Genomic DNA, 21,330 nt, shown 5'->3' with positions numbered 1-21,330 from the left:
AGCGCTCTGATTACCGGACTTTTTTCAATTAGCTGATGGACATGTATAATTTTCCCCTTACCCATCATTTTGACGTGATCATTGTGGGCAGTGGTGGTGCCGGCCTAAGTTTAGCACTTTCTTTGCCTGAACATTTTAATATTGCAGTTCTTGCCAAATCTACCCTGACCGATGCCAGTACCTATTATGCTCAAGGCGGTGTTGCAGCCGTACTGGATGAGACAGACTCGATTGAACAGCATATTGATGACACCATGATTGCAGGTGTACATCTGTGTGAAATGGATGCTGTGAAGCAGACGGTGGAAGGTGGTAAGCCTTCGGTGGATTTTCTACTGAAACATGGCGTGCAATTTACTCTGGATGAGCAGGAACAATTACATTTGACCCGTGAAGGCGGCCATTCACAGCGCCGAATCATTCACGCAGCTGATGCGACTGGGCGTGCCATTTCTACCACGTTAGTACAGCGCGTTCAGGAAAAAGAAAATATTACCATCTTTGAAAATTACATTGCGATCGACCTGATCTGTTCACAAAAACTGGGCTTAGATGGTGAAAATCGCGCCTTAGGTTTATATGCACTCAATGAAGCAAGTGCACAAGTTCATACTTTCTTAGCACCATTTACTGCCCTGGCTTGTGGCGGTGCGATGAAAGCTTATCTTTATACTTCCAATCCGGATATCGCGACTGGTGATGGGATTGCGATGGCCTATCGTGCCGGTTGCCGGGTTGCCAATATGGAATTCAACCAGTTCCATCCGACCTGTTTATATCATCCACAAGCCCGTTCATTCCTGATCACAGAAGCCATGCGTGGTGAAGGCGCCTATTTACGCCTACCTGATGGTGAGCGTTTTATGCTGCGTTTTGATGAGCGTGCAGAGCTGGCACCACGTGATATTGTGGCACGCGCGATTGACTATGAGATTAAACGTCTGGGCATTCGTCATGTCTGGCTAGATATTACCCATAAAGATGAAAGCTTCATCAAAGAACACTTCCCAACCTTATATGCACGTCTGTTAGAACTTGGCATCGACATCACCAAGGAAATGATTCCTGTGGTTCCTGCTGCGCATTATACCTGTGGTGGTGTGGTCGTAGATGAAAACAGTCAGACCGATATTGCTGGACTCTATGCCATTGGTGAAACTTCTTATACTGGCTTACACGGCGCTAACCGTATGGCCAGTAACTCACTTTTAGAATGTTTTGTATATGGCATGAGTGCTGCCAAACAGATTCAGGAAAATTTCAGAACAGATCAAGCTATCCCTGAGGTACCAGAATGGGATGATTCTCAGGTGACCAATCCTGATGAAGATGTAGTTATTCTGCAAAACTGGGACGAGCTGCGTCAGACCATGTGGAACTATGTCGGTATTGTGCGTACCACTAAACGTCTGGAACGTGCCCTGCACCGAATTGAGATGTTGAAGAAAGAAATTACCGAGTACTATCAGGATTATCAGGTGAGCAAAAACTTGATTGAGCTACGTAATCTGGTGTTAGTTTCAGAGATGATCGTGCGTTGTGCCATGCAGCGTAAAGAGTCCCGTGGCCTGCATTTCACCCTGGATTATCCAGAATTGCTGCCTGAACTACGTAAAACTGTACTGATTCCACCAAGTTTTGAAGTAGAAACCCCTTTGGTGAATGCTTAAAAATATAAATAAGGCAGATAATATTTTTAAATGTTATCTGCCTTTTCTTTGGCTCTGATTTTTTAAGTTTTTAGAATAATCAGGATTTAAATAAAGCATATAATTTGTAAGAATTAATCAGCATTTTAAGGAATGCACGTGTTCTTTACGTGGTGGAACCGAATAGGTCGCTGTCACATGAGCAACCGGCTCTTCCTGATCAATCGAATAAATCCAGACTTCTCCCACAATGAGCGCCTTCCCCACTTTCATCAATTTACTTTCCCCTCGCAGATCAACACCACCCGAAGGTTTACGCAGAAAATTGATATTTAAGTTCGTAGTCACTGCCAGGCCAACCAGTCCAATCTCACCGAGGATCGCAATATATAAGGCCAGATCAGCTAAGGTCATCATGGTGGGGCCAGACACTGTGCCGCCGGGACGTAATTCCTGCTCACTCACTCGATACAGTAAGATTGCACCCTGAGGCACTACAGCTTCGATCTGGCACTTTTCCAGGCTCTGTGGAAATTCCTGCTGTAAAAACTGGATGATTTCTTCTCTTGTACTTTTCATCATGTTTTATCTTCCTGATTTCTTCCAATATAGAAGATTCTTCCTTGAAATAACTAGAGAAAAGTATGCCAAAAATATCTTTAGAATAAAATTATTTTAAATAAGACAGCGCCTGTTCAAACACCTGATCCGGTGTTTGAGTCGCATCCAGACGTTTAATCCGCTCTGGATGACGCTGGCATAGCGTGGCATATCCGGCGCGAACTTTCTCAAAGAAAGTAACTTTCTCTTGCTCAAACCGATCCAGCGCACCTCGGGCACGTGCGCGATTCATACCCAGTTCAATCGGTGCATCCAGCCAGAACGTAATATCCGGCATACGTTCCACGAAATTTTGATTCAACAGATTCAGCTTGTCTTCACTGAGTCCACGCCCTGCACATTGATAGGCAAAACTGGCATCACTGAAGCGATCACATAAGACAATTTTTCCAGCATTTAAAGCGGGTAGAATCACTTGTGTCAGATGCTGGGCACGTGCCGCATACATCAGCAATAACTCTGTATCATGGCACATCGCTTCTTCGTGGTTTACGGCCAACAATAGCGAACGAATCTGTTCTGCCATCGGTGTACCGCCCGGCTCGCGGGTCAGCACGACCTCTTTACCTTGAGCAATAAAATCATCATAGATACGACGAATGAGTGTGGTTTTCCCTACACCTTCAGTGCCTTCAAAGCTGATAAACATGCTCATTCCTTATTTTTTGAACGTAAAACAGAGAGATACTCTTGTACTGCTTTATTGTGGTCTTGCAGACTGCTGCTGAATTTATGCCCACCATTACCCGTTGCAACAAAATAAAGATTTTGTGAATTGTCCGGATGCATCGATGCTTCAATAGCTTTTTTGCTTGGCAAAGCAATTGGTGTGGGCGGCAAGCCAGCCATGGTATAGGTGTTATAGGGTGTTGAAGTGCGTAGATCCTGACGGGTGATATTACCCTTGTAATTTTCACCCATACCATAAATTACGGTTGGATCTGTCTGTAGACGCATGCCGATTTTCAAACGGCGCACAAATACGCCAGATACCTGTTCTAACTCGCTATCCAGACTAGTTTCTTTTTCAATGATTGATGCCATGATCAGCGCTTCATATTTATTCTGATATGGCAGATCTGATGCACGTTTTTCCCAAGCCTGATCCAGAGCCTTCATCTGACGCTGATAAAGATCGGTCAGAATCTTGCGATCTGTTTCGCCTTTGGCAAAGAAATAGGTATCCGGAGCGAACAGACCTTCAGGATGATTAAATGGAATATTGAGCTCTTTGAGCAATTGATCGGTTGGCAAATTTACCACTTCTTTAGTCACCAGATCATCTTTCTTTAAGGCCTCAATCAGCTGTTTAAAAGTCGTACCCTCAATCACCAGAATCCGGTTCATCTGAGCATTTTCTGCATTGGAAATCATGTCCAGCACTGCACGGATACTCATACCTTGAGGAATTTCATAAACACCCGCCTTCATGGTGTCATGAATCATGATGCGCTGATACAGCTTTAAAATAATCGGAAAGCTGACATGATTTTCTTTGGCCAGCCGATCAATAAATCCAGAATAGGTTTCACCGTTACTAATTGCCAGTAACTGTTTTTGACCTTTTACAGGATAATCTTTCCATAGGCTAGCTTTTAGGATCAGCCCTAGAACCAGGAGTATCCCGATTAGAAATAAAACTATCCCTTTCATGAAACCAGGGCGTTTGGCATTATTTTTCTTTTTGGTTTTAGACTTGGAAGCTGACATATTAATAAGGCATCTGATTCAATCGAAGACGGTTAAAAAGTTCAATACAAGCATCTACATTTAAAGCACGCTGCTCAAATTGAGTGGCAATTTTCATCGGACTGAGCGCATTGCAGAAAAACAGACTGTCGATATGGGGAATTTCATCCATTTCCACATCACGCTGCTGACAGATAATGCCCTGATCCTGCATACGTTGCAAAATTTCTGCACGCATCACACCGAAGACGCCATTATAACGAAGTTCTGGTGTAATCCATGTATTGTTTATACGAATGAAGCAATTACTGCTCACCCCTTCAACAATTGTACCCTGCACATCTGTGACCAGTGCTTCCGGCCAGCCACGCTGATCCGCTTCCTGTTTAAGCAAAACCTGTTCCAGACGGTTTAAGGTTTTCAGCCCCACCAGATTCGACATACTGAGACCAATGGCCTGTTGCAATACACCCGTCTGAATCTGTTCATAACTGAAGTCCTGTACAGTTTTCGGATAATAGAACACCCAAAGATCTGCCGGATGGTCTGGCAGGCTATAACCACGCTGCCCTATACCACGACTCAGTACAATCTTTAAGGTGCCGTTCAGTTCAGCTTCTGATTTCAATAACGCTTGCAAACTTTTTTCAATCAGGTCCAGATCAGCCTGCAAACTTAATTTTTGCTGGCTCATCCTTAAACGGGCTAGATGACGGTCTGCTAACTCGATCCGGTTTCGACGGATGCGAGCGGTAGTAAAGCAGCCATCACCATAATGAAAGGCACGATCCAGCACATCTATATCTTTGACGGGTTGAGCATTTTTTAAATACAGCATGCTTTTAAGGCCTCTCTGGTGACGGATAGAGCGATGAAATATAAGCTCTGTCTATATATCTGTTTTACTCACATAAAATTCGTTTTTAATTATTTTTTCTGCAAAAAATCTCCAGCTATTCTTGCCCCATCCAACAAAACAAAGAAACATTTGAGGCAAATATGAACATCCGTAAATTAAAAATGGGGGTATTGGCAGCTCTTATTTCGGCAACTGCTTTTAGCGTATCTGCAAAAGACTTCCTGAACGTGTCTTATGACCCAACTCGCGAATTGTACGATAACTTTAATAAAGAATTCAGTGCTTACTGGAAAAAATCTACTGGTCAGGATGTTAACTTCAAACAGTCACATGGCGGTTCAGGTAAACAGGCACGTGCTGTCATTGATGGTCTGGATGCGGACGTCGTGACTTTGGCCCTAGCTGCAGATATTGATGAGATTGCAGCACGCGGCCTGCTACCTAAAGACTGGCAAAAGAAATTTCCACAAAATTCGACACCTTATACCTCAACCATCGTTTTCCTGGTGAAAAAAGGCAACCCTAAAGGCATTAAAGACTGGGGCGATCTGGTGAAACCGGGCGTAGAAATCATTACGCCAAATCCGAAAACCTCTGGTGGCGCGCGCTGGAACTATTTAGCAGCGTGGGCCTGGGCGAAACATCAGCCAGGCGGTAACGATACTAAAGCTCAAGACTTTGTTCGCCAGATTTATAAACAGACCAAAGTACTCGACTCAGGTGCACGTGGTGCAACAACAACTTTTGCTGAACGCGGCATCGGTGATGTATTGCTGGCTTGGGAAAATGAAGCACACCTAGCGATTCGTGAACAGCCAGGCAAGTTTGAAATCATCACCCCTTCTCTGTCGATTTTGGCTGAGCCACCAGTGGCAATCGTTGAAAAGAATGCCAAAAAAGATGGTAATGAAAATCTGGCTAAAGCGTATCTGAATTACCTGTACTCACCTGCGGGTCAAACGGTTGCTGCGAAGAATTTCTATCGCCCACGTAATGCGGCAGTATTAAAACAATACAGCAATGTCTTTAAATCGCTGAAGCTGGTGACTATTGATAAAGAGTTTGGTGGCTGGGACAAGGTACAGAAAAAACACTTTGCCAATGGCGGTATCTTTGACCAGATCGTAAAGGTAAATAGCACAAAATCGTAATAATAAATGTCTATGCAATGGCCTTATTGAATAAGGCCATTATTGTTTCAAATACTTATAAACTCTTTTATCTTATATTTTCATATAAAATTCATTTTTAATTATTTTTTATGCATAAAGAATAGGTTTATTCTTCACTCATGTTACAAAACGTGTAAGAGTTTGAGGTTCACATGAGCATTTCAACAAAACTAAAACTAGGGGTTCTGGCTGCTGTTATTTCAGCAACTTCGTTTTCTGCTGCAGCGCGCGACTTTCTGAATGTCTCTTATGATCCGACGCGTGAACTCTATGAAGACGTCAATAAAGAATTTGGTAAATACTGGAAAAGCCGTAGTGGCCAAAGCATTAATTTTAAACAGTCACATGGTGGTTCAGGTAAACAGGCGCGTGCCGTGATTGATGGTCTGGATGCCGATGTCGTAACTTTGGCATTAGCCGCTGATATTGATGTACTGGTCGAAAAAGCCAAACTGTTACCTGCAGACTGGCAGAAAAAATTACCACAAAACTCAACACCCTATACTTCTACTATTGTATTCCTGGTACGTAAAGGCAATCCAAAGGGCATCAAGGATTGGGGTGATCTGGTAAAACCGGGTGTAGCGATTATCACACCAAATCCTAAAACTTCAGGCGGTGCACGCTGGAACTATTTAGCAGCTTGGGCATATGCAAAACACTTACCGGGCGGTAACGACAAAACTGCACAAGAATTTGTTCGTAAAATCTATAAACAAACCAAAGTACTTGATTCAGGTGCGCGTGGTTCAACCACCACTTTTGCTGAACGTGGCATCGGTGACGTATTACTGGCTTGGGAAAATGAAGCACATTTAGCCCTTCGTGAACAACCGGGCAAGTTTGAAATTGTGACTCCTTCCCTGTCAATTCTAGCTGAGCCACCCGTGGCGATTGTTGAAAAGAATGCCAATAAAAAAGGTAACAAATACCTGGCCCAGGGTTATTTAAACTTCCTGTACTCACCACTGGGTCAGGAAATCTCAGCACGTAACTTCTATCGCCCACGTAATGAAAAAGTGCTAGCGAAATACAGCCAAGTCTTTAAGCCATTAAAACTGGTGACTATTGATCAGGAATTTGGTGGCTGGGATAAAGTACAGAAAGCCCACTTTGAAAATGGTGGTGTTTTTGACCAGATCGTTAAAGCTAACAGCGCAAAAAAATAATTTAAACTGATTTCATACAGGAGCATCGACATGACTCATACGCTTATTGTTCCCGGTGTAGGTGGCAGTGAATACAATCACTGGCAAACCTGCCTGCAACACCGGCTCATGCGTTGCTCCCGTGTGCAGCAAAAAGACTGGAGTCATCCGGTACTGGATGTATGGGTCGCTGAATTTGTTAAAACTCTGCAAGCCATTCCAGATGATGTACAAATTGTGGCACATAGCTTTGGCTGTTTGACTAGCGTGGCAGCACTGGCCCAGCATCCTGAACTGAATACTAAAGTCAAAAATCTGGTGCTGGTTGCACCTGCCAATCCGGTACGTTTTGGGGAAAATGGTTTTGCCCGTGATAGCCAGACAGATTACAGTGCCTATTTTCAGCAGCTCAAGATTCAGGCTCCAACGACTTTGTTGATCAGTGAAAATGATCCATGGCTAAGTTTTGAAGATGCTCAGGTTCTGGCGAAAGCCTGGAAGATCAAACCGATTAATCTGGGAGCTGTAGGCCATGTCAATGTTGCTTCCGGTTTTGGTTCTTTCCCTGAAATTGAACAATATTTGATTTCAGAAAAGGCTATGCACCATATCAGCAAAGTTGATGAGAGCAAGTATTATTTTAAATTTGCATTTTAGTCCCTGCAAATTATGCTTGTGCCGATTCTATTTTCTAATTTTCGCTGGTTAACTTTAACCAGCATTCTCTCTTTTGAGGAGTAATCATGTCGCAGCGATCCCGAGTGCTGCCAGGATTTGGTCTTTCTCTAGGCTTTACCCTAGCGTATTTGTCATTAATCGTTCTGATCCCGCTCTCTGCCGTTTTTATTAAATCACTCGGCATTGGCTGGGAAGGCTTATGGGAAATCCTGAGCTCTGAACGTATCTTGAAATCATTACAGCTAAGCTTTAGTTCAGCCATTATCGCTGCTTTGATTAATGTAGTTTTTGGCCTGTTACTGGCATGGTGTCTGGTGCGTTATAGCTTTCCGGGCAAACGTATTGTCGATGCACTGGTCGATCTGCCTTTTGCCCTGCCAACCGCAGTTGCCGGTATTGCTCTGACTTCTTTATATGCACCGACTGGCTGGATTGGTCAATATCTGGATCCCATCGGCATCAAGGTAGCTTATACCCCGATCGGTATTACCTTGGCTTTGATCTTTATCGGTATTCCTTTTGTGGTCCGTACGGTACAGCCGGTTCTCTCTGATTTAGAAACCGAACTGGAAGAAGCGGCATCTGCACTTGGTGCAAACCGTTTCCAGATCGTCACCAAAGTCATTTTCCCAATTCTGCTGCCAGCACTGATCACAGGTTTTGCATTGGCCTTTGCACGTGGTATCGGTGAATATGGCTCGGTCATTTTCATTGCCGGTAATCAGCCCTTTGAAACTGAAATTGCACCCTTAATGATTATTTCCCGTCTGGAAGAATATGACTATGCCGGTGCAACCACAATTGCTGTAGTGATGCTGCTCATTTCCTTTGTAATGCTCTTCCTGATTAACTTATTGCAAGCTTGGGCGAGCCGCCGTACCGGGAGAACTGCACGATGAGTTTAAATACCAACAGCAATGCGCTGGCTGAAAAGCTGCAATCCCGCGATGCGACTCGTGAGCCGACCTGGGTACGTTATACCCTGATTGCGATTGCACTGATCTTCTTTTTAAGCTGCCTGATCCTGCCTTTGGTTCTGGTCTTTGTTGAAGCATTTAAACAAGGGGTTGGCGTATATACGCAAGCCCTTGTTCATCCAGATACTTTATCTGCGGTCAAACTGACTTTACTAACGGCTGTGATCGCGGTACCAATGAATGTAATATTCGGCGTAGCTGCAGCCTGGTCAGTAGCGAAGTTTAACTTCCCTGGTAAGTCAATTTTAACCACCATTATCGATATGCCTTTCTCAGTATCACCTGTTATTGCAGGTTTGATGCTGGTACTGATTTTCGGTACTCAAGGCTGGATGGGTGGCTGGTTGATGGATAATGACATCAAGATCCTTTACGCCGTTCCTGCGATTGTTCTAGCAACGATCTTCATTACCGTACCTTTTGTAGCACGTGAGCTGATCCCTTTAATGGAAGCGCAAGGTACTGAAGAAGAAGAAGCTGCGATTGTACTTGGTGCATCTGGCTGGCAAACCTTCTGGAAAGTGACCCTGCCAAATATCAAATGGGGTCTGATTTACGGCGTAATTCTGTGTAATGCCCGCGCCATGGGTGAGTTCGGTGCAGTATCAGTGGTTTCTGGCCATATTCGTGGTGAAACCAATACTTTGCCGCTACACGTCGAAATTCTATATAACGAATATACCTTTAGCGCTGCGTTTGCCGTGTCATCGCTCCTGGCTCTCCTCGCAATTGTGACTCTGGTTCTGAAAACCTGGGTCGAACTGCGCCAGGAAAAACAAGACAAACGTAATGACGATTCAACAGTTTCTTAAGGAATGCCCACATGAGTATTCAAGTTAAAAATATTGAAAAACACTTTGGTGCATTCCATGCACTGAAAAACATTTCCCTGGATTTCCCGGATGGTCAGCTGGTTGCCCTGCTCGGCCCTTCAGGCTGCGGTAAAACGACTCTATTGCGTATCATTGCTGGTCTGGAATCTGCTGACGGTGGTCAGGTGATTCTGGAAGGACAGGATGCAACCAATGTTCATGTCCGTGAACGTGAAGTGGGTTTTGTATTCCAGCACTATGCCCTGTTCCGTCACATGACTGTGTTTGACAACGTGGCTTTTGGTCTACGTGTCCGTCCACGCTCTACTCGTCCATCAGAAGCTGAAATTAAAAAACGCGTGACCCGCTTGCTTGATCTGGTACAACTTGGCTTCCTGGCTGACCGTTACCCGGCTCAGCTTTCAGGTGGTCAGCGTCAGCGTATTGCTTTGGCTCGTGCACTAGCCGTTGAGCCACGTGTACTGTTACTGGATGAACCGTTCGGCGCACTAGATGCCAAAGTCCGTAAAGAACTACGCCGCTGGTTACGTACCCTGCATGATGAACTGTACATTACTTCAATTTTCGTCACTCACGACCAGGAAGAAGCCTTAGAAGTTGCTGATCAGATCGTGGTGATGAACAAAGGCAATGTGGAACAGATCGGTTCACCACGTGAAGTGTATGAAACACCGAAAACACCATTTGTGTTTGACTTCCTGGGACAAGCTAACCGTTTCGAAGGTCAGAACAATGGCGGCATCATTCAGCTAGGTGAAGACCGTATCCAGTTCGATGCCGCTAAACAGGCAGCTCAGGGTAATGTCATTGTCTTCGCTCGCCCGGATGAACTGCGTATTCATGCACAACCACAAGAGAATGCGATTCAGGCCACGTTTATTCGTGAACTCTGGATTGCAGGAAAAGTTGTTGCGGAACTGAATGATCGCCAAGGCAATCTGATTGAAATTTCACTGACACCAGAAGAAGCTCGCGCTCATCAATTCCGTCCGGATCAAACTGTTTGGTTGAGTGCATTAAATCTGCATTTATTTGAAAACCAGGTCGCGTAAGACTGCAAGATGGGGCTTTTAAATGCCCCATCCTCTTATAGGGTAAAGAATTATGAATTTCCAACAACTAAGAATTATTCGAGAAACTGTTAGACAGAATTTTAACTTAACTGAAGCTTCAGCCGCGCTTTACACTTCGCAGTCAGGTGTCAGTAAGCATATTAAAGATTTAGAAGATGAGCTTGGTGTACAGCTATTTATCCGTAAAGGTAAACGCCTATTAGGACTGACTGAACCAGGTCAGGCACTTCTTGGTATTGTAGAACGTATGCTGGTTGATGCAGACAATATTAAACGTCTTGCAGATGACTTTAACAAGGTCGATGAAGGTACATTAACGATTGCAACGACGCATACCCAGGCACGTTATGTATTACCACCAATCGTAAATCAGTTCAAAAAAGAATTTCCGAAAGTTCATCTGATTTTGCAACAAGCCAGTCCAATGGAAATCACCGAAATGCTTCTTCAGGGTGAAGCAGATATCGGAATCGCGACTGAAGCCTTAACGACTGAAGAAAATTTGGCGAGTGTGCCTTATTATAACTGGCAGCACAGTATTATTACGCCGCAAAATCACCCGTTGAATAGCAAAGAACAGGTTCGTATTGAAGACCTCGCTGGCTATCCGATTATTACTTATCATGGTGGTTTCACAGGCCGTTCTAAAATCGACTCAGCCTTTGAAGAAGCCGGTGTAGATGTGGATATTGTAATGTCAGCTCTGGATGCCGATGTGATTAAAACTTATGTCGAGCTCAACATGGGTGTTGGCATTGTCAATGATCTGGCTTATGATCCAGAACGTGACTATCGCCTAAAACAGATTAAAACCGATATTTTTGGGGTAAATACTACCTGGATTGCAGTACGTAAAGGCCACTTATTACGTGGATATGGTTATGAGTTTATTTCTTTATGCTCACCAGATGCAGATATCAAGGCACTGAAAAAAGTCGCTTATCCAGATGAATAATATGGATTGTACTTTCTAAATTGAAGAGGCCTATCGCCTCTTTTTTCAATTTTACCAGTAGATTATTTCATTAAAAATCAAGCATAATCACAGTATAATTCAATAAATAAATTATATTAATGATGAGCTACAAATTTTCCCTCTTGGGATGTGGACTGATTTTTTCTGGGACAAGTTTTGCTGCCGCTTTTGAGCAATCTAATCAAACCATCCAGTCCTTTTTTGAAAAGGATCATTATGCTGAAGTCTCATTTGCCTGGACGAATCCTAATGTTAGCGGTCAAGTACAGCATACCGAAATATTAGAACAATTAGGTATTCAGGATTTTTCTACGGGTCAACTTGCGAATAATCAGCTGGTTGCCAATGCGGCATTAAAATTACAGCTTCACCCACAGATCTCTTGGGGACTCATTTACGATCAGCCCTTCCATGTCGATGTTGCATATCAATATAGTCCAATTTTTGCAGGTGAACCTACAGAGATTGAAGCAGCCGATATTGAGTTTGATAGTCATAATCTGACTTCCATTCTTGGATATCAGCCTGATCCAAACTGGAATCTCTATGCAGGGCTAAGTTATCAGACCTTAGAAGGTAATCTAAGTTTGGTAGGTGAATCTTTTTCGGTCTTTAAAGGTTATCATGTTCAGCTTGAACAAAATGCTGCCTGGGGTTGGCTCGCTGGAATGAGCTACCAAATTCCTGAGTATTTCTTTAGAACGGCGTTAACTTATCGTTCGACCATAAACCATCAACTGGAAACCACAGAATCAATTACAGTCGGTATACCTACGTCAAGCTTTACGAAAGTACAAACACCTCAATCTATTAATTTAGATATTCAGAGCGGACTTCCCTCTCAGAATATTTTTTATGCGAGTTTACGCTGGGTAAATTGGCAAGATTTTGTCATTCAACCACCGAAATTCGGTACAGTGATTGATTATGCCGCTTTGGAGTTTCCTGAAGTAAAAGATATCAAGATGATCGATTATCAGGAGGATCAATGGTCAGCCAAACTTGGAATCGCACATCAATGGCCTTCTTCTGTTATTCATTCTTTTGAAATCTTATGGGACTCAGGTACGGGAAATATAGCTTCCACCTTGAATCCAAGTGATGGTTATTGGGGGGTGGGTTTGGGCTATTTTCAGAATTTTCTAAAACATTGGGATTTCGCTACAGGAATGTATTATTTAAAATTCCAAAAGCCTAAAACAGATACAAACACTGCTATACCCCAGTTCGTAGGCTTATCTGCAGTGGATGATAACAATGTTTGGGTGGTCGGTATGAAGTTGGGCTATCACTTTCAATAGTTTCTAATAAATAAAAAAAACGAGCCGAAGCTCGTTTTTTTATTAGGTTTAGCAGCTATGATTTAGAAGCGGAAGCTGACACCCAGTTTTGCTACTGGAAGCCATTCGTATTTATTGTCTGTACGAATTTTTTCTCTTTCAGCATCAATTGCATCTGTAATTGGACGACCATTTACACTTGTTGCTATCTGACTACCTGTGTTATATAAATCTACAGTAGGATTACCATTATAGTAGGCACCAATTTCACCGAATACCCCCCAACGATTAGTAATTGCTGGAGAGAAGCCAAGGCCTACATAAGGTGCGATATTATTTTTATAAGATAAACTACCTACTACATCACCTACATCTGCTCCAAATGTAGAACCATCAATTCTGATTTCCCCATCTGTGCCAGGACGACCACGTAGACCATAATCATTATCGATATAAGCCACACCTGCTGCCATATAGAACCAGTTCGCCCAAGGACGAATTTCAGCATTTAAATAAGTCAGGTTATTGTCCATATCCAGGTCATATTTTGTTCCATTAACTGATAAATCATCTGACCAAGAAATATCACCACCGTTATAACCTAGAGTAACACCTACATAAGGGTTAGCATTCCAAGAGATCGCGCCACCATAACCGGTAGTACCGACTTCAGCACGAACAGCTGCAGGTTTAAAGAAAGAGAATTCAGCTACGCCTTCATCTGTTACAATTGTTTCATCAGCAGCCATGACAGATCCAGCTGTGGCAGCTAGAACGGATACTGCTAAAAGTTGATATAAAGCTTTCATTATTTCTCTCCTCAAAAGAACTTTTTTTTCATCATTAGTTATTCGTGATGAGCTCAATATAAAGGAGTCAATGAATATTTTTTATTCGTGTTTTGCTGAGCTTTTGTTATTTTTTGATACATATTAATTTTTCTTGTTGAATGATAAGCCTTTTTTAAACAATGTTTGTACATATTTAAAATACGAAAAGGATACTAATCACTTTACTTGCGAATTTAATTCAGCACCCTTCCTAGTTTTCCATCTTTTTAGAGCAATATAGTGTAAAATATCGGAAATTTTTTTCTGGAAGGAAGATCATGTCTCAGCTTTCAACAATCATTGAACAAGCGTTTGAAGACCGTGCGAATTTCACAGCAGCAGACTGTCCTGCTGAAATCCGTCAAGCAGTTGAGGAAGTAATTGCTGGCCTGGACAATGGTACTTTACGTGTTGCTGAAAAAATCGAAGGTGAATGGGTTGTTCATCAATGGATTAAGAAAGCGGTATTGTTATCATTTAAATTAAACGATAACAAACCAATGGAAGCTTGTGATCTTCGCTTCTACGACAAAGTAGATACTAAATTCTCTGACTGGACTGACGAGCAGTTTAAAGCTGCTGGCGTACGTGTTGTTCCTCCTGCAGTAGCACGTAAAGGTTCTTTCCAGGCGAAAAACGTGGTACTGATGCCTTCTTATGTGAACATCGGTGCTTATGTAGATGAAGGTACAATGGTCGATACTTGGGCAACTGTAGGTTCATGTGCTCAAATCGGTAAAAATGTTCACTTGTCTGGTGGTGTAGGAATCGGTGGTGTTCTTGAACCGCTTCAAGCTAACCCAACTATTATTGAAGACAACTGTTTCATCGGTGCACGTTCTGAAATCGTTGAAGGTGTAATTGTTGAAGAAGGTTCTGTTATTTCAATGGGCGTATTCATTGGTCAATCTACCAAGATTTATGACCGTGAAACTGGCGAAATCCATTATGGCCGCGTACCTGCTGGTTCTGTTGTGGTATCAGGCAGCCTGCCATCTAAATGCGGTAAATACAGCTTATATGCAGCTGTAATCGTGAAAAAAGTAGATGCGAAAACTCGTGCTAAAACTAGCCTGAACGATCTGCTTCGCGAAGACTAAGATGTCTTAACTTAGAGGACACATTTGTGTTCCTCGGAGCTTCAACCGCTCCTCGTCTCTACGGTCAGCAATGATCGTAGGGATTTTTATTTTTATACATTGTTATTTATTTTTCAGTGGTTAATGTTGTTATGAATACGCTTCGATCTTCCGCAATTCCAGTTTCTGATCCGTCTGCGGGCTTACGCATTACGGAGATCTTCTATTCATTACAAGGTGAAGCCAATACCGCAGGTTTACCGACCGTATTTATCCGCCTAACCGGATGTCCGCTGCGCTGTACCTATTGCGATACTACCTATTCTTTTGAAGGTGGCGAGCGAAAATCTTTAGATGACATCATCCAGACCACGCTTGATTTTAAAACGCCTTATGTGTGTGTGACCGGTGGTGAACCATTGGCTCAACCGAACGCCCTGCCCCTGATGCAGCGACTTGCAGATTTAGGCTGTGAAGTCTCTTTAGAAACCAGCGGTGCGTTAGATGTTTCTAAAGTGGATGCACGGGTATCTAAAGTTCTGGATTTAAAAACACCAACTTCAGGTGAAGTTGCACGAAATTTGCTTACAAATCTGGATCATTTAACTCAGCATGACCAGATTAAGTTTGTGATCTGTAATCGTGAAGATTATGAATGGTCAAAACAGCAGGTAGAACAGTATCAGTTGAATGAAAAAGTCAGTACGGTCTGGTTCTCCCCTGCCTTTGCAGTTGAAAAAGGAGCTGCACACTTGCCACAATTGGCACGTGATCTGGCTCAATGGATTTTAGAAGACCATCTCCCTGTTCGTTTCCAGCTGCAGCTGCACAAGTTGTTATGGAATGATGAAACTGGTCGTTAATTTTTGTAAATTTACTATATTGGAGTATTTGTTATGCGCCCTTGTGCCATTGTATTGTTATCTGGCGGATTAGATTCAACAACCTGTCTGGCTTGGGCGCAGGCACGCTATGAATGTATCGCACTGAGTTTTATGTATGGCCAACGCTCTACTACAGAACTTGATGCAGCTCGCGCGCTGGCTCAACGCTCGGGTGTAGAACATCGTGTCATCAATATTGATTTAGGTAACTTGGGCGGCTCAGCCCTTACTGATCATAGCATTGAGGTACCAGACCAATTGCAGGAAGGTATTCCGGTAACCTATGTGCCTGCACGAAATACCATCTTCTTATCTTATGCTTTGGCCGCTGCAGAAGTGTTCAGTGCAGAGGCAATTGTGATCGGGATTAATGCGGTGGATTATTCAGGTTATCCAGACTGCCGCCCGGAATTTATTGAAGCTTTTGCCAATATGGCACGCCTTGCAACCAAGGTCGGTGTTGAAGGTCAAGCCCTGAAATTTGAAACACCTTTGTTACATTTATCCAAAGCAAATATCATTCGCTTAGGCCTAGAACATGGCGTAGACTACAGTCAAACGGTATCTTGCTACCAAGCAGATGACCAAGGACGTGCGTGTGGAACATGTGACAGTTGTCGTTTACGCAAGCAAGGTTTTGCTGATGCAGGTGTTGAAGACCCGACACGTTATTACCTTTAAAATCGATCAAGGTTATAAATCCATATTATGAATATTAAAGCCAAATTACTTGCGACTACCCTACTCTCTTTGTCTGCCCTATTTTCAACTGCATCTTTTGCAAATAATGATCAAGCTAAGGCAAAAGCAGAATTTGAGGCGATGAAAAAAGAATATACAACTGCCATGAAAAATGCTGGAAGCAGTTCAAATGTGCGTGACGGTTTAATTAAAGCCTGCGCTATTCCCTACAAACAGGCAGTGAAGTACAAAAAACTGACTCAGTCTGATGTGAATAAGCTTTGTACATGTGAAGTGGATGCAGAAGGTAAATTAACTCAAGCTCAGAAATGGCAGATTCAAAGCACCATCAACCAGAAGAAAAACCCTGCTACTTTAGACTTTGTTAAAAAACAAAGCCAGAACGTGCAGTCTTGTGTAGGCCCACAGCTCGCAGGTAAATTAAATTCACTTGCTGCAGAAGCCAATAAAGCCGCTCAAAAGAAATAATCCTGACGGATGTTTTTCTAGGATAAGCCACTATAATGTGGCTTATTTTTTTGAAAAAATTTAGAAAAATTGGAGAGATCATGTCTGAGATCAGCTTACTTGAGCACACTTTTCCGACCACTACAGGTGAAATTAATCTGGCCCAATTAAATGCAGAATGGCTGGTGATCTATTTTTATCCTAAAGATTCGACACCTGGCTGTACTACTCAGGCAGTCGGCTTCTCTTGTTTAAAAGATCAGTTTGATGCACTGAATACGACTATTTTGGGCGTATCACGTGACTCAGTTAGAGCGCATCAGAACTTTACTGAAAAACAGAATCTGACCATTAATCTGATCAGTGATAAAGAAGAAGTGTTATGCAAGCACTTTGATGTCATTAAAGAAAAGAATATGTATGGCAAGAAAGTCATGGGCATTGAACGCTCTACCTTCATTTTCCATAATGGAAAACTGGTCAAAGAATACCGCAAGGTAAAAGCTGCTGGCCATGCTGAACAGGTTTTAGAAGATTTGAAAGCTTTACAGGCTGCTTAAGGTGTTTCATAAAATCAAAAAGGCATGCATAGAAATATCATGCCTTCTTCTTTAGAGTTGCTGCAAAGAATAATTCAATTCACTAAAGAAACCGCAATCGACCACATTACACAGCCAATAAGTATATCCAATATTTTCCAGGCTTGTGGTCGCTGAAAAATAGGTTGCAAATAACGTGCTGCATAGCCCAGTCCAAAAAAGAATACAAAGGACGCACTAATCGCTCCTAAAGCAAATTGTATCTGTGCATTGGAATATTGGGTGGAGATGGAACCAATCAAGACCAAAGCATCCAGATAGACATGCGGATTGAGCCAGGTCAGCATTAAACAGATCAGCAAAACTTTATATAAAGAAGGCACATCTTTTTGATCTGTGTCCAGACGCTGCTCATTCTTCCAGGCCTGATAAAAATGCTGAGCGCCATAGATCGCCAGAAAAGTCGCGCCCAGATATTTCGCCATATTGATCCAGTGCGGATTGACCAGCATCAATTGTGAAAATCCCAGAACACCGGCAAAAATCAATATCGCATCAGATAAGGCACAACACATACAGATCGCAAAGACATACTGCTGTTTCAAACCCTGTTTCAATACAAAAGCATTTTGTGCACCAATGGCAATAATCAGGCTAAAGCCTACCGCCAGACCTTGTATATATGCATTTAACATTGGAATATCATGGAATTATAAAGATGGAGATCATTATCTATGTTATTCTTTTCAATTAAATATAATTAAGAAAATATCATTCAGACTAAATTTTATTTAGGTAAGCTATGCCACTTAATTCTAAAAACTGTGATGCTTTTTTAGCCGTCGCAGAAACCCAAAGTTTTGATGCTGCCGCAAAAGTATTAAATATTACGGCTTCAGCAGTCACTTTAAGAGTACAGAATCTGGAAAGAGATTTGGGGCAAGTTCTAGTGCTACGTGAGCGTCCTTGTAAAGTGACCAATGCCGGTCAAACCTTACTGAATTATTTGCAGCATCAACGTCTGTTGCAGCAACAATTAATCCAGCAATTAAATGGTCAAAATAAAGCAGAATTTAGCTCGATTCATATTGCGGTAAATGCAGATTCTCTTGCAACCTGGTTATTTCCCTGTCTGAACACCACTCTGCTTGCAGAGAAAATTACTTTGAATCTTCAGGTTGCTGTTCAAAGTGAAACTCATAAGCTTCTAGAGCAGGGTCAAGTCAATGCCTGTATTAGCAGTGAGAGTGAAGCCATGCCAGGCTGTAAGGCTCATTTTATTGGACAGATGCATTATAGAATGGTCGCAACACCTGCCTTTGTGCATTCCTGGTTTAAACAAGGCATTCACCGGGAATCACTGCGTAAGGCACCCGCTGTGATTTATAATGATCAGGATCATTTACATAGCCATCTACTGTTGGCTCAATTTGGCTTAAACCAGCAATGTTTTCCTTTTCACTATATCCCCTCCTCGACCGCCTTTGCGGATGCTATTTTTTCTGGAGTAGGATATGGTTTGGTTCCGGACTATCAAATTGCGGACCGGATTCAAAATGGGACATTGATCGAGATACTACCTGAATGCAGTTGTGATGTACCTTTATATTGGCATCACTGGAAACAGCAGTCTCCCGCTCTAAAACAGTTAACCAAAGTCATTCTTGAACAGGCAGAACAATGTATGAATAATCCAGTTCATTAAACAGTTCTATGATGTCCTGTCGAATTCACAGAAATTGAATATCACATTATTGGGTTTTCCACTGCCCCATTAAATGAATATTAACTTTTTCACCCACGCCTGCAGTGGCTTTCTTCATCCCAAAATCTGAACGATTAATCACCGTGGTGGATTTCACATCGAGTAAATTAGGATTACCCTTGTTCGGTGTCAGCGTGGTATCGAATACCACTGGTCGAGTAACACCTCTTAGAGTAAGTTGACCCATGACCTGATAACGATTCGTACCATTTGGCTTAAACTGCGTACTTTTGAAATTGACTGTTTTATAGCGAGATGCATGAAACAGGTCCTCACCCATAATCATATTTTTAAGGCTGGGTTTGGAAACCTCCAAGCTATCCACCTGCATAGTGAACTCAGTAGATGATTGTTTTGGCTTATCGGGATCAAACTGCATGGTTGCCTTGAACTCTTGAAAATTTCCCTTTACCACATTCAAACCCAAGGAGTTAATGCTAAAGCCGACACTACTTTGAGGCGTCAATGTCCAGCTTTTAGCATACGCAGCCGATATACACATAGCAGATAGAGCGCCCGCATAAGCTATATGTTTCAGGAATAGATTCATTGTGTTCATCCTTAACAATCAAATGAACTCACTACCTTAAAACGGTTTCAGCCGAGATTTGTTTTATCATTTAGTTCAAACTTGTTGACCAATTGTTGATAAATCTCATTATTTTTAAATTTATGTAAAAATTCACTGGTGCCTAAAGGAAAAGCTGATTCCACCACTTCACCGCGATAATACGCTTCACGTAACGGGGTAGCTGAAATTGCACCCACCAAGCTATCGAGTTCCACCATTTCCCACTCTGGGAACAAACTTAAATAATAAGAAGATTCATCTTTAAAGTGTCCAATTAGACCAACTTTTGCTTCTGCTTCAACTACTTCAGACACCAGCGATTTCACCAGTTTTTGCCATTTTTCATCATTATAGACATCAATGACATGGACAAATTTAATGCGCTTCTGATCTGCTTCAGAAAAATTCGACAGGATCATTTCTTCACGTTCAGTGGCTAGAAATGGATTTTTAATATTGCGTTCTTGCTGTGCTGAGCCTAATGCCAGAATCACCTGCTGGCTCTGCTGCAAGGCAATTTTAATCGTTTGCATATGGGCCAGATGGAAAGGTTGAAAACGACCAATAAACACCAGGTAATCAAATTTATATTTCATAGCACATCTTACTTTTATGAACGCATCAGTTATGCCACAGGGAATTTTTTGCGACATAATAAGCGCCAATAAATTCATATTAATAAAGCAAGGATAGTACGATGACACTGAGCTGTATTCAACAACCGCATCAGCATTTAAATGCGAATTTAGACAATGGCGTACTGACCTTAGCCATTCACCGTCCTGAGGCAAAAAATGCGCTTTACGGCGAACTATATCTATGGATCGCACAGGCACTGGATGAAGCAGATCAGGATAGTAGTGTGCGTGTCGTGATTCTACGTGGTCAGGATGCAGACTTTAGTGCCGGCAATGACATGCAGGACTTCATGAAGTTTATTCAGACGCCTCTACAAGGTAAGGCTGGCGATACCCCTCCTTTTGTGCTGTTGAAGTCCGCTGCAAAATTTTCCAAGCCTCTAATTGCTGCCGTTCGTGGTGTAGCGATTGGGATCGGGGTAACGATTCTGCTGCATGCTGATCTGGTTTATAGTGACAATACTGCCCTGTTCCAAATTCCATTTGTTAGCCTTGGCCTGTCGCCTGAAGGCGCTTCAAGTAAACTGCTAGTACAACAAGCTGGCTATCATAAAGCAGCTGAGTTACTGCTTACTGCACAACGATTTAATAGTGAAAAAGCATTGGGTGCAGGTCTGGTAAATAGCATTGAGGAAGATGTCTATGCTGCTGCTGAAAAACAGGCACAAACTTTGGCTGCTTTACCACTTGCTTCCATTAAGCAGACCAAAGCATTAATGAAGCATAATCTGGCTGAAATTATCGAGTGTATTGATGATGAAGCTGAGATATTTATGAAACGTGTGGGTTCACCTGAAATGACGGAAGCCGTTCAGGCGTTTATGCAAAAACGGAAACCTGATTTCACACAATTCAACTAATTCTGAAACTTATCTTTTAATTGAGGCAGTTTAGACTGCCTCAATCTTTTATTTTTTTGA

The 21,330-nt window shown here is 42.4% G+C and carries 24 protein-coding genes; 16 read left to right on the top strand and 8 right to left on the bottom strand.

All coding sequences use genetic code 11. The annotated features are described in order from the left end of the window. The first annotated feature begins 41 nt into the window (after positions 1-41). The gene (gene nadB, locus C3F22_RS03805) at positions 42-1,670 is read left to right on the top strand and encodes an L-aspartate oxidase (RefSeq protein ID WP_034590115.1); all 1,629 of its coding nucleotides are present in this window, start codon (positions 42-44) and stop codon (positions 1,668-1,670) included. 117 nt (positions 1,671-1,787) lie between these two features. Here the strand turns inward: nadB and C3F22_RS03800 are convergent, their stop codons facing one another. From C3F22_RS03800 to pabC, 4 genes are all read right to left on the bottom strand, one after another. Further along, entirely contained in the window at positions 1,788-2,228 is a 441-nt protein-coding gene (locus C3F22_RS03800) for a PaaI family thioesterase (RefSeq protein ID WP_171064820.1), read from the bottom strand. A gap of 91 nt (positions 2,229-2,319) precedes the next feature. After that, entirely contained in the window at positions 2,320-2,919 is a 600-nt protein-coding gene (gene tmk / locus C3F22_RS03795) for a dTMP kinase (RefSeq protein ID WP_004784527.1), read from the bottom strand. Between the two features lie 2 nt (positions 2,920-2,921). Next, positions 2,922-3,980 (bottom strand): endolytic transglycosylase MltG, encoded by a 1,059-nt coding sequence (gene mltG / locus C3F22_RS03790; RefSeq protein WP_004784528.1) that lies wholly within the window; start codon positions 3,978-3,980, stop codon positions 2,922-2,924. Position 3,981: 1 nt separating this feature from the next. After that, the gene (gene pabC / locus C3F22_RS03785) at positions 3,982-4,797 is read right to left on the bottom strand and encodes an aminodeoxychorismate lyase (RefSeq protein ID WP_104425895.1); all 816 of its coding nucleotides are present in this window, start codon (positions 4,795-4,797) and stop codon (positions 3,982-3,984) included. A gap of 161 nt (positions 4,798-4,958) precedes the next feature. Here pabC and C3F22_RS03780 point away from each other — a divergent pair, with 161 nt between their 5' ends. From C3F22_RS03780 to C3F22_RS03745, 8 genes are all read left to right on the top strand, one after another. After that, positions 4,959-5,969: a sulfate ABC transporter substrate-binding protein gene (locus C3F22_RS03780; RefSeq protein WP_004784532.1), complete on the top strand. Its 1,011-nt coding sequence runs from the start codon at positions 4,959-4,961 to the stop codon at positions 5,967-5,969. 173 nt (positions 5,970-6,142) lie between these two features. After that, on the top strand, positions 6,143-7,159 hold the full coding sequence (locus C3F22_RS03775; RefSeq protein WP_104425894.1) for a sulfate ABC transporter substrate-binding protein: 1,017 nt from the start codon (positions 6,143-6,145) through the stop codon (positions 7,157-7,159). Positions 7,160-7,189: 30 nt separating this feature from the next. Then, the gene (locus C3F22_RS03770) at positions 7,190-7,795 is read left to right on the top strand and encodes an RBBP9/YdeN family alpha/beta hydrolase (RefSeq protein WP_104425893.1); all 606 of its coding nucleotides are present in this window, start codon (positions 7,190-7,192) and stop codon (positions 7,793-7,795) included. Between the two features lie 86 nt (positions 7,796-7,881). Further along, positions 7,882-8,715, top strand: a complete 834-nt coding sequence (cysT, locus tag C3F22_RS03765) for a sulfate ABC transporter permease subunit CysT (protein ID WP_104425892.1) — start codon at positions 7,882-7,884, stop codon at positions 8,713-8,715. Continuing rightward, positions 8,712-9,605 (top strand): sulfate ABC transporter permease subunit CysW, encoded by an 894-nt coding sequence (gene cysW, locus C3F22_RS03760; RefSeq protein ID WP_004784540.1) that lies wholly within the window; start codon positions 8,712-8,714, stop codon positions 9,603-9,605. Before cysT ends, cysW begins: the two co-directional genes overlap by 4 nt. Before the next feature lie 11 nt (positions 9,606-9,616). Continuing rightward, entirely contained in the window at positions 9,617-10,678 is a 1,062-nt protein-coding gene (locus C3F22_RS03755; protein WP_104425891.1) for a sulfate/molybdate ABC transporter ATP-binding protein, read from the top strand. 52 nt (positions 10,679-10,730) lie between these two features. Next, a complete protein-coding gene (locus C3F22_RS03750) occupies positions 10,731-11,654 on the top strand; it encodes a CysB family HTH-type transcriptional regulator (protein ID WP_004784546.1) in 924 nt (307 codons plus the stop codon). Positions 11,655-11,773: 119 nt separating this feature from the next. Continuing rightward, positions 11,774-12,976 (top strand): outer membrane protein transport protein, encoded by a 1,203-nt coding sequence (locus tag C3F22_RS03745; RefSeq protein ID WP_171284717.1) that lies wholly within the window; start codon positions 11,774-11,776, stop codon positions 12,974-12,976. A gap of 62 nt (positions 12,977-13,038) precedes the next feature. On the opposite strand, the gene carO is transcribed toward C3F22_RS03745, so the two are convergent. After that, positions 13,039-13,764: an ornithine uptake porin CarO gene (carO, locus tag C3F22_RS03740; protein ID WP_104425890.1), complete on the bottom strand. Its 726-nt coding sequence runs from the start codon at positions 13,762-13,764 to the stop codon at positions 13,039-13,041. Positions 13,765-14,063: 299 nt separating this feature from the next. On the opposite strand from carO, the gene dapD reads away from it, so the two are divergent. The 5 genes from dapD (at position 14,064) to C3F22_RS03715 (ending at position 17,457) form a co-directional block, all read left to right on the top strand. Beyond that, positions 14,064-14,885, top strand: a complete 822-nt coding sequence (gene dapD / locus C3F22_RS03735; RefSeq protein ID WP_004784553.1) for a 2,3,4,5-tetrahydropyridine-2,6-dicarboxylate N-succinyltransferase — start codon at positions 14,064-14,066, stop codon at positions 14,883-14,885. Positions 14,886-15,016: 131 nt separating this feature from the next. After that, positions 15,017-15,727, top strand: coding sequence for a 7-carboxy-7-deazaguanine synthase QueE (queE, locus tag C3F22_RS03730; RefSeq protein ID WP_104425889.1), 711 nt, complete (start codon positions 15,017-15,019; stop codon positions 15,725-15,727). Between the two features lie 33 nt (positions 15,728-15,760). Beyond that, complete coding sequence (gene queC, locus C3F22_RS03725; RefSeq protein ID WP_104425888.1) at positions 15,761-16,429, top strand: 7-cyano-7-deazaguanine synthase QueC; 669 nt, start codon at positions 15,761-15,763, stop codon at positions 16,427-16,429. 27 nt (positions 16,430-16,456) lie between these two features. Then, a complete protein-coding gene (locus tag C3F22_RS03720) occupies positions 16,457-16,918 on the top strand; it encodes a hypothetical protein (protein WP_004784559.1) in 462 nt (153 codons plus the stop codon). An 80-nt stretch (positions 16,919-16,998) separates the two neighbouring features. Then, positions 16,999-17,457, top strand: coding sequence for a peroxiredoxin (locus C3F22_RS03715; RefSeq protein WP_104426980.1), 459 nt, complete (start codon positions 16,999-17,001; stop codon positions 17,455-17,457). A 74-nt stretch (positions 17,458-17,531) separates the two neighbouring features. Here the strand turns inward: C3F22_RS03715 and C3F22_RS03710 are convergent, their stop codons facing one another. Continuing rightward, positions 17,532-18,131, bottom strand: a complete 600-nt coding sequence (locus tag C3F22_RS03710) for a LysE/ArgO family amino acid transporter (RefSeq protein ID WP_004784563.1) — start codon at positions 18,129-18,131, stop codon at positions 17,532-17,534. 107 nt (positions 18,132-18,238) lie between these two features. Between C3F22_RS03710 and C3F22_RS03705 the strand changes: the two genes are divergently transcribed. After that, complete coding sequence (locus tag C3F22_RS03705) at positions 18,239-19,141, top strand: LysR family transcriptional regulator ArgP (protein ID WP_004784566.1); 903 nt, start codon at positions 18,239-18,241, stop codon at positions 19,139-19,141. A 46-nt stretch (positions 19,142-19,187) separates the two neighbouring features. Here the strand turns inward: C3F22_RS03705 and C3F22_RS03700 are convergent, their stop codons facing one another. Next, positions 19,188-19,751: a YceI family protein gene (locus C3F22_RS03700; RefSeq protein WP_005236683.1), complete on the bottom strand. Its 564-nt coding sequence runs from the start codon at positions 19,749-19,751 to the stop codon at positions 19,188-19,190. A 47-nt stretch (positions 19,752-19,798) separates the two neighbouring features. Further along, positions 19,799-20,368 carry a nicotinate-nicotinamide nucleotide adenylyltransferase gene (locus C3F22_RS03695; RefSeq protein WP_004784571.1) on the bottom strand — a complete coding sequence of 190 codons (570 nt, stop codon included), beginning with the start codon at positions 20,366-20,368 and terminating at the stop codon, positions 19,799-19,801. 101 nt (positions 20,369-20,469) lie between these two features. On the opposite strand from C3F22_RS03695, the gene C3F22_RS03690 reads away from it, so the two are divergent. Further along, on the top strand, positions 20,470-21,270 hold the full coding sequence (locus C3F22_RS03690; RefSeq protein WP_004784573.1) for an enoyl-CoA hydratase: 801 nt from the start codon (positions 20,470-20,472) through the stop codon (positions 21,268-21,270). Positions 21,271-21,330 lie beyond the last annotated feature (60 nt).

The sequence above is a fragment of the Acinetobacter sp. ACNIH1 genome, from assembly GCF_002934695.1.
Taxonomy (GTDB): domain Bacteria; phylum Pseudomonadota; class Gammaproteobacteria; order Pseudomonadales; family Moraxellaceae; genus Acinetobacter; species Acinetobacter variabilis.
This window is presented reverse-complemented; position numbering and strand designations above follow the sequence as displayed.